The sequence below is a fragment of the Saccharopolyspora sp. NPDC050389 genome (genome assembly GCF_040655595.1).
In the GTDB taxonomy this organism is placed as follows: Bacteria; Actinomycetota; Actinomycetes; order Mycobacteriales; family Pseudonocardiaceae; genus Saccharopolyspora.
In genome coordinates this window covers 1-7,190 of the sequence record NZ_JBFAKG010000187.1, presented here as the reverse complement: position 1 = coordinate 7,190, position 7,190 = coordinate 1, and the positions used below count along the sequence as shown (strand labels likewise).

Here is a 7,190-nt window from a genome sequence, read left to right as displayed (position 1 = left end):
GCCGCGCCGGTGGATCCACTCCGGGCCACGCCGCAGCGCGGAATCCAGCAGCAGGCCGCGCAGCTCCTCCTTCGCACCCGCCGCCGCCCGGGCGGACACCGTTTCGGTCGCCCAGCCCAGCGCGGCCCGCGCCACCACCGCTACGGCCAGCACGATGAGGTGGTGGCCGATCGCATCCGGTGCGGCAGACGCGGTCACCACCGCCGCGAGCGCGCTGCCCAACGCCCAGGCCTGCACGATCAGCGCGACGGCGTTGCCGACGGAAAGCAGCCCGGCCACCACCAGCGCGCGCCGGGCCGCCCCGGAAAGCCGGGGCAGAGCTCCCAGCGGACCCATCACGAACTCCCTACTGTTTCCAGGCTCGTTTTGCGTGGCGGTGCCGGTTGCGCAGGTGGGCTAAACGGCTGCGCCGCTTCAACGACAAAGATCAAACCTGGATTGTTTCGCCGGGCGGCGGGTCGTGCGTGGTTTGGAGTGCTCTGGCGATCCAAAACACGCACGACACCTGACCAGCGGAAACCGTCAGGCACTGGGCACGTGGACCGGCGGGATGTGCTTCGTGCCGATGCGCTTGCGGAACACCCAGTACGTCCAGCCCTGGTAGATCAGCACCGCCGGCGTGCCGAAGGCCGCGACCCAGGTGATCACCGTCAGCGTGTACGGGCTGGACGCGGTGTCCGCGATCGACAACGACCACGCCGGGTCCAAAGTGGACGGAATCACGTTCGGCCACAGCGCGCCGAACAGCGTCACCACCACGCCGGCCAGCGCCACGCCCTGCAGCGCGAACGCCTGACCGTCCCGCCACTGGTACAGCCGGCCGAGCCCGGCCAGCGCCGCGACCAGCGCGATCACCAGCGGCACCCACGTCCAGGCCTCGCCCTCCCGGAGCTGCGCGATGAACACCAGCGCGATCACCGGCAGCAGCAGCGGCACGCCGGCCCGCAGCGCGAACCGCCGCGCCCGCTCCCGGATCTCGCCCTCGGTCTTGAGCGACAGGAACACCGCGCCGTGCAGCAGCGAGAACGCGCACATCGCGAGCGCGCCGATCACGTTCGGCAGCGTGAAGATCGTCCACCAGCCGCCGACCCGGTCGCCGTTGGCGTCCAACGGCAGCCCGAAGACGCTCGCTGACAGCACGAGCCCGACGACCAGCGGCGAGATCCACGAGGCGAGCACGATCACCGCGTCCCAGGTGCGCCGCCAGCGGACGGTGTCCACCTTGCCGCGGTACTCGAACGCCACGCCTCGCCCGATCAGCGCCAGCAGCAGCACCAGGAGCGGCAGGTAGGCCGTGCTCAACAGGGACGCGTACCAGCCGGGGAAGGCGGCGAAGGTCGCGCCCACCGCGACGATCAACCAGACCTCGTTGCCGTCCCAGACCGGGCCGATCGTGTTGATCAGCACCCGCCGCTCCTCGTTGCGGCGGCCCAGCACCGGCAGCAGCATGCCGACGCCGAAGTCGAAGCCCTCCAGGAACAGGTAACCCAGCCACAGCAGGGCGATCACGCAGAACCAGAAGGTGGGCAGATCCATCGCAGGTGCAGCCTCTCAGTACGCGAAGGACAGGGCTTCGCCGTCGGATTTCTCCTCGCCTTCCGGCGGTTTCGGCGGCATCACCCCGTCGAAGCCGCCGTGCACGTAGCGGACCATCAGGAAGATCTCCACGATCGCGAGCACCCCGTACAGCACGGTCAGGGCGATCACCGAGGTCAGCAACTCGCCGGGTGACACTCCCGAGGACACGGCCGACGCGGTGTACATCCACACGCCGTCGACGCCGGACGCATCGGGATTGGGCACCACCACGAACGGCTGGCGGCCCATCTCGGTGAACACCCAGCCGGCGATGTTGCCGAGGAACGGCAACGCGATGCTCAGCACCGCCAACGGCGCCCACCACTTGCCCGGCGGGAACTTCCGCTTGCGGGTCAGCCAGAGCACGAACACCGCGCCTAGCGCGGCCAGGCCGCCGAAGCCGATCATGAACCGGAAGCCCCAGTAGGTCACCGGCAGGTTCGGCGTGTAGTCGATCGGCTGCCCGGCGAACGAGCCCAGCCGCGGGTCGTCCGGGTAGTGCGTGCCGTACTTGGCCTGGTACTCCGGGATCAGCGCCTGCACGCCCTTGACCTCGCTGGAGAAGTCGCCTTCGGCGAGGTAGGACAGGATGTAGGGCACCGTGATGCTCTTGACGTTCTCGCAGTCGGGCCGGCTGACGTCGCCGATCGCGAAGATCGAGAAGCTGGCGGGCGCCTCGCTGTGGCACAGCGCCTCCGCAGAGGCCATCTTCATTGGCTGCTGCTGGAACATCAGCTTGCCCTGGATGTCACCGGAGATCGACAGCCCGGCGAACGCGATCACCGCGACCCACGCGCCCAGCCGCATCGAGCCGTGCCAGGCGCGGCGGTCCTCGTCGTCCAGGTCGGACTTGCGGTGGTGGCGGGCGATCTGCCAGGCGGCGATGCCGATCAGGAACGAGCCGGCGACCGCGAAGCAGCCGAACACGGTGTGCGGGAACGCGGCGAGCACCGTGTTGTTGCCCAGCACCTCCCAGATCGAGGTCAGCCGGGGCCGGCCGTCGACCATCTCGATGCCGACCGGGTGCTGCATCCACGAGTTGGCGGCCAGGATGAAGTACGCGGACAGCACGGTGGCCAGCGAGAACGCCCAGGCGCACGCCAGGTGCACGCCCTTGGACAGCCGGTCCCAGCCGAAGATCCACAGGCCGAGGAAGGTCGACTCGACGAAGAACGCGAGCAGGCCCTCCATGGCCAGCGGAGCGCCGAAGACGTCACCGACGAAGCGCGAGTAGGAGCTCCAGGCCATGCCGAACTGGAATTCCTGCACGATGCCGGTGACCACGCCCATGGCGAAGTTGATCAGCATCAACTTGCCCCAGAACTTGGTCATCTTCAGGTAGCGCCGCTTGCCGGTGCGGTACCACGCGGTCTGCATGCCGGCGACCAGGATCGCCAGCCCGATGGTCAGCGGCACCATCAGGAAGTGATAGACGGTCGTGATCCCGAACTGCCAGCGGGCGATGTCGAGCAGATCCACGGCTCCCACCCTGCCGCCCACGGCTGCGGATGCGCAGAGGCAAGGGCCCTATCTCCCCCGGTCGAGGGTCCTGTCCCGGACGGGACCTTGGTCCCGGTCACGCAGAGCAGCCGAACTCACCGGATCGATTACTTGTATCAAGCGATCCGGCGACACGAAAGACCTCTGCGTGAACACGCCGACCGAAAACCGTTCCGGCCGTCCGTGCGTCTAGCAGGGTGTGCGCGATCAAGAGCAGGACGACGAGCGGTTGCTCAGGCGGGTCGCACGCGGCGATAGGGGCGCATTCGACGAGCTCTACGAGCGCAACGCGGGCTGGCTGGCGGTCCGGCTGCGCCGCCGCTGCGGCGATCCGGAGCTGGCCGCCGAGGTGCTGCAGGACTGCTTCTTGACGGTGTGGCGCTCGGCGGGCGGATTCGATCCGTCACGCAGCGCCGCCGGCTGGCTGTGGACCATCGCGGCGAGCCGGCTGATCGACGCGCACCGCCGCCGCAACGTCCGCATCCAGCCCGTCGGAGAGCCGGTCGATTCGGCGATCACCGCGGAATCCGCGGAGGACGAGGTGCTGGCCCGGGCCTTCAGCCCCGAGCTGGCCGGCGCCCTGCACCGGCTCTCCCCCGAACTCCGGGCGGTCCTGCAGGCCACCGTGCTCGACGGCCGAACCGTGCGGGAGACCTCCGAGCTGCTCGGAATTCCCGAGGGCACGGTCAAGACCCGCGCGCGCAAAGCCCGCCACATCGTGAAGGAGGCACTCGCATGACGCACGAGCACTTCCCCGCCTCCACCCTGCGTGCCTACGCGTTGGGTCTGCTCCCGGAGGCGGAGGCGGTCGAAGACCACACGCTCGACTGCGCCGCCTGCCGCCGGCTGATCAACGACGCGGCGATCGACGATCCGGTGGTGCGGCAGGCGCGGGCGAACCTCACCGTGCTCCCGCCGCAGTTCCCCCGGCCGAGCCGGTCGCGCCGGCTGCGGGTGCTGCTCAACGCCGCCCCCGCGGTGCGCGGCGCCTGGCTGTTCGCCGTGCTGGTCGCGCTGGCCTGCGCCGTCGGGATGGACCTGCTCAGCATCGAAGAACCCGGCGGCTGGTGGTCGCAGCACGGCTCCGCGCTGCTGCTGATCGCGCCGATCCTGCCCGTCGCCGGGGTCGCCCTGTGCTTCGGCAGGCTCGGCGATCCGGCCTACGAGATCACCGCGGGCACCGCGCTGGGCGGGCTGCCGCTGGTCCTCTGGCGCACCCTGTCGATCCTGCTCACCACCGTGCCGGCGAGCGCGGTGATCGGCGCGATCACCGGCCGGACGTCGGCCGTCGGTTGGCTGCTGCCGTGCCTGGCGCTGACCGGCCTGACCCTGGCGCTCGGTTCGCGGTTCCGGCTCGAACCGGTGGCGGCCGCGGTCGCCACCGGCTGGCTGGTGCTCGCCGGCGGCCCGCTGGTCGGCGGCCAGGTGCCGGTGCTGCTCGACCGGCCGCTGCCGCTGCTGTGGTCGTCGCTGATCGTCGTCTCCGCCGCCGTGCTTTACCTCCGCCGCACGAACTTCCAGCACACGTCGAGGAGCTGACCCGTGACCGCGATCGAGATCCATGACCTGGCCGTGCGATTCGGCCGCCGACGCGCGCTTGACGCGATCACCGCGGACTTCGGCACCGGCGTGCACGGCCTGCTGGGGCCCAACGGTGCTGGGAAGTCGATGCTGATCCGGGTGCTGGCCACGCTGACCGCGCCTTCCGGCGGCTCGGTCCGGCTGCTCGGCCGCCCGCCAGCGGGCGCCGATCTGCGCCCGCTGCGGCGCGAAATCGGCTATCTGCCGCAGGAGTTCGGCTGGTACCCGAGGTTCACCGCGCGCGAGTTCGTGGAGCACTTCGGGTGGTTGAAGGAGGTCCCGGCCGCGGAGTTGATGCCGGCCGTGGACCGGGCGCTGCGGCGGGTCGGGCTCGGCGACCGCGCCGACGAGAAGCTGAGGCGCCTCTCCGGCGGGATGCGCCGGCGCGTCGGTATCGCGCAGGCCATCGTCAACGATGCCCGGCTCGTGCTGCTCGACGAGCCGACCGCCGGGCTCGATCCCGAGCAGCAGGACGAATTCCGCGAGCTGCTGCGCGAGCTCGGGCGGGATCGGTGCGTCGTGCTCGCCACGCACCTCATGGGCGATGCGGAGGCGTGCGATCGGGTGCTGGTGCTGGAGGCGGGCCGGCGGGTCTTCCAGGGAACGCCGGCGGAGCTGGCCGGCGACGGCGATCTGGCGGACGGCTACCGCGCGGTGCTGGGCGCGAGCCGGGCGGGCGCGGCATGAACAAGCAGGTCTTCTGGAACGAGTTCTACCGCGGCACCGCCGGCCCGCTCGCGACGGCGATGCTCGTATCGCTGGTCGCGGTGCTGTTCCTGCAACCGTGGTGGGCGGCCAGCTGGAACGACCTCGCCGTGGTCCTCCGCACCGATCTGATCTTCACCTGGCCGCTGGTGGCGACTGCCGGTGCCTGGGCCGCGGGCAGGGAGAACCGGCGCGGCACCGAGGAACTCCTGGCGACCGTGCCCCGGCCGAGTTGGCAGCCGTTCCTCGTGTCGTGGGCGGCTCTCACGCTGGGCGCGGTGCTCGGAATCGCGGCGGCTTGGGGAATCGCGGCGGTCTTCGTCTTCCCGATCGCCACCGGCAGCAGTGGCGACTGGATCGCGGCGCTGCTGGTGTGCATCCCCGCGCACGGCTCAGGAGCCGCGTTCGGCATGGTATTGGGCCGGCTCGTCCGGTGGCGGCTGATCGTCCTGCTGACCCCGGCGCTGGCATACCTGGCGTACCTGGCGGTCAGCTGGGCCAGCTTCGTGTTCGGGTACGACTCGCTGTTCACGATCCTGGCCTCCGCACAGGTTCCAGACGGGGCGATGTACTCGCTGTCGTCGAGCGCGCTGCAGGCGATGTGGTTCGCGGCGATCGCAGCGACTTTCCTCGCCCTGTCCGTGTCGCGTCCGCGGTGGCTCGTGCTGGGGCCGATGGCTCTCGTCGCGGCGCTGACGCTGCTGTTCGCGTCGATCCCGATGAAGCAGCACATCGTCGCCGACCCGGTGGCGATGCAGGAGGTGTGCACGACGCGCGGCCCGACGATCTGCCTCGCGCGCTACGAGGAGCACGTGCTCGATCAGCTCGCCGAGTTCGGCCAGCCGATGCTGGAGAAGCTCGGCGGTATCCCAGGTGCGCCAGAGGAGGTGCGGTTCAGAAGCGCGACGTACCCGGACGGGCCCTCGTACCTGCACAACACGACCGTCACCGGACGACTCGCGGATCCCGTGCAGGAGCGCGATTGGCTGGCGGGCATGTTGGTCGGCACGGTCCCGACCTGCGACGGCGAATCCTCCTACCGGGCTTTCCGGGTCGCCCGTGCCTGGCTGGTCGACGACGCGGAAGGCGCGACGCGGCTGCTCGGGAACGGCAGGGTCCCGGATCGGGAATGTATGACCGCCTATTACGCGGCACGCGTCGATTGCGACATCGATGCGACGTTGGCACTGCTGAACTATCGAACGTTCCGCCTGGTAGGCACTCGTGCGCGTTTTGGATCGCTATAGAGGCTGTTTTGGATGTGGTGACGTGCGGATGTGGTAACGCGGGCGTTTTGTATTTGAAGCGGCGCAGCCGCTTAGCCCACCTATGCAACTTGCACCGCCGCGGGTTCACGGTGCCCACCCCTCCGGGGTTCTTCCAGCGAGGACAGCCCCGACGTGGTGAATTGGCATTCATGATGTCGGGGATCCCACAGCGAGAAGACCGCGGTGACTCCTGCAGGGGGCCGCCACCCGCACCGCCACGCAAAACGTGTTCGGAAACAGGCTCTATAGCACTCCAAAACACGCACGAACTCTGACCAGCGCAAACCGACAACCACGAGGTTTCGTCCGGAATAGCCCGGCGGAACCACGAAAACCGCTCTGATCGGCCGGGAAATCCGATTCCGGCCGGTACCTCCGCGCGCCCAGAAAGGGGCCAGCGATGACGTTGACGATCGGTTCCAGGAAGCCCGCACAGCCGGCCGGAATCGCCCGGGAGCGCCTTTTCCCGCTGGCGGTGCGGCCGGTTCTGCTGATCGCCGCGGCCGTCGGGATCGCGTTGCTGTTGACCAGCCCGCGTTATGGCTACTTCGCCGACGA

6 protein-coding genes and 1 pseudogene are annotated in these 7,190 nt (G+C 69.6%); 4 read left to right on the top strand and 3 right to left on the bottom strand.

Features of this window, described 5'->3' with window-relative positions:
- The 3 genes and pseudogenes from AB0I53_RS48875 to AB0I53_RS48865 all read right to left on the bottom strand — a co-directional run.
- A pseudogene (locus tag AB0I53_RS48875) lies at window positions 1–336 on the bottom strand (glutathione/cysteine ABC transporter permease/ATP-binding protein); the annotation flags it as partial.
- Between the two features lie 186 nt (window positions 337–522).
- Window positions 523–1,536: a cytochrome d ubiquinol oxidase subunit II gene (gene cydB / locus AB0I53_RS48870; RefSeq protein ID WP_358617903.1), complete on the bottom strand. Its 1,014-nt coding sequence runs from the start codon at window positions 1,534–1,536 to the stop codon at window positions 523–525.
- 15 nt (window positions 1,537–1,551) lie between these two features.
- Window positions 1,552–3,057, bottom strand: coding sequence for a cytochrome ubiquinol oxidase subunit I (locus AB0I53_RS48865; protein ID WP_358617900.1), 1,506 nt, complete (start codon window positions 3,055–3,057; stop codon window positions 1,552–1,554).
- A gap of 220 nt (window positions 3,058–3,277) precedes the next feature.
- On the opposite strand from AB0I53_RS48865, the gene AB0I53_RS48860 reads away from it, so the two are divergent.
- The 4 genes from AB0I53_RS48860 to AB0I53_RS48845 are packed head-to-tail and all read left to right on the top strand — an operon-like array spanning window position 3,278 to window position 6,611.
- Window positions 3,278–3,817 (top strand): RNA polymerase sigma factor, encoded by a 540-nt coding sequence (locus AB0I53_RS48860; protein WP_358617897.1) that lies wholly within the window; start codon window positions 3,278–3,280, stop codon window positions 3,815–3,817.
- Entirely contained in the window at window positions 3,814–4,617 is an 804-nt protein-coding gene (locus AB0I53_RS48855) for a hypothetical protein (protein ID WP_358617895.1), read from the top strand. Before AB0I53_RS48860 ends, AB0I53_RS48855 begins: the two co-directional genes overlap by 4 nt.
- Before the next feature lie 3 nt (window positions 4,618–4,620).
- The gene (locus tag AB0I53_RS48850) at window positions 4,621–5,346 is read left to right on the top strand and encodes an ATP-binding cassette domain-containing protein (protein ID WP_358617893.1); all 726 of its coding nucleotides are present in this window, start codon (window positions 4,621–4,623) and stop codon (window positions 5,344–5,346) included.
- Window positions 5,343–6,611 carry a hypothetical protein gene (locus tag AB0I53_RS48845; RefSeq protein ID WP_358617890.1) on the top strand — a complete coding sequence of 423 codons (1,269 nt, stop codon included), beginning with the start codon at window positions 5,343–5,345 and terminating at the stop codon, window positions 6,609–6,611. Before AB0I53_RS48850 ends, AB0I53_RS48845 begins: the two co-directional genes overlap by 4 nt.
- The last annotated feature ends 579 nt before the right edge of the window (window positions 6,612–7,190 follow it).